Source organism: Parafrankia sp. EUN1f (assembly GCF_000177675.1).
Taxonomy (GTDB): Bacteria; Actinomycetota; Actinomycetes; order Frankiales; family Frankiaceae; genus Parafrankia.
The window spans coordinates 1-1,309 of the sequence record NZ_ADGX01000365.1 but is presented as its reverse complement, the minus strand read 5'-3'; the positions used below and the strand labels follow the sequence as shown (position 1 = coordinate 1,309).

The 1,309-nt window shown below is 63.4% G+C and carries 1 protein-coding gene; it reads right to left on the bottom strand.

Annotation, left to right across the window (positions count from 1 at the left end; genetic code table 11):
* Positions 1-40: 40 nt before the first annotated feature.
* Positions 41-1,242, bottom strand: a protein-coding gene (locus FREUN1FDRAFT_RS39100) for an IS3 family transposase (RefSeq protein WP_085948947.1) whose coding sequence is annotated in 2 segments (ribosomal slippage) — positions 41-978 and positions 978-1,242 — 1,203 coding nt in all. Because the reading frame shifts where the segments join, the coding sequence is not laid out codon by codon here.
* Between the last annotated feature and the right edge of the window lie 67 nt (positions 1,243-1,309).

Sequence of the window (1,309 nt, the reverse complement as noted above, 5' to 3'; positions counted from 1 at the left end):
GTGTGCCCCGTTGAATCCGGACAGCTGCTATTAAGCTGATCTATGCAGCTGGCTGCTTTTTCAGGTATTCATCGTGGACCTGTCGTGGAGTGCGGTAGTCGAGTGCCGAGTGGCGGCGTGTCGTATTGTAGCGAAGCTCGATGTATCGGGCAATATCGCGTCGGGCATGTTCGCGGGTGGGGTAGACGGTGCGGTGGACGCGTTCGTTCTTCAGGGTCGCGAAGAACGACTCGGCCATCGAGTTGTCATAGCAGATCCCGGTCCGGCCGACGGATTGACGGATCCCGAGTCCCTTCAGCGTAGCGGCGAACTGGGTAGACGTATAGTTACTTCCGCGGTCCGAATGAAAAATAGCTCCGGCGGTGAGCTGGTGGTTTCGTGCGGCCATGGTGATGGCGGTTTCGATGAGCGCGGTTTTGTAGTTGTCGTCTGTGGCCCAGCCGATTACTGCTTTCGTGTGGCAGTCGATGACGGTGGCGAGGTACAGCCAGCCTTCCCAGGTGGGGATGTAGGTGATGTCGCCGACCATCTTGGTTCCGGGGGCGTCAGCGGTGAAGTCGCGCTGGACAAGGTCGGGGATCGCGGCCGGGGTCTCGTCGGGGTCGGTCAGGGTGTGCCGCCAGGGGCGTGGCTGGCACGGCTCCAAGCCCTGCTCGCGCATGAGGGCTCGGACGAGCTCAGGGCCGCACGGGCGGCCCCAGGCGAGCAGGTCAGCGTGCACGCGACGGTAGCCGTAGGTCCCGTCGGAGGCGGTGAACGACCGGACGGCGAGCGCGGCGAGCTCCCCGCGGCGGGTCGCGGTCGCGGAGGCGGGGCGGTCACGCCATTCGTAGAAGCCGGAACGGGAGACGTCGAGCCAGGCGCACATCTGGATGATGGACGGCGTCGGTGTGCCAGCATTCGCGGTGGTGCGGGCGGCGTACTCCGCATCGATGAACTCGAACGTGTCGCTCACCGATGATCCTTGGCGAAGTACGCCGCGGCTTTTTTCAGGAACTCGTTTTCCATGCGCAGCTCGCGGTTCTGCCGCTCGAGTTCGCGGAGCCGGGCACTTTCGTCGGCGGTCGCCGGCGGGGCCTCACCGGCATGGGCACGCCGGTAGGTGGCGACCCAGCTCCCTAGGGTTCCTTCCAGGATGCCCAATTCCTGTGCGACATCGGAGATCGGACGGGATGTCTCGATCACCATCCGCACGGCTTCTTCCTTGAACTCAAGCGTGAACTTTCTTCGCTTCTGCGTCAACTATCATTCCTTCCGGCCTGTCCCCTATTCTAGTAGGGGCCACTGTCCGGAAGAAAAGGGCACCTCA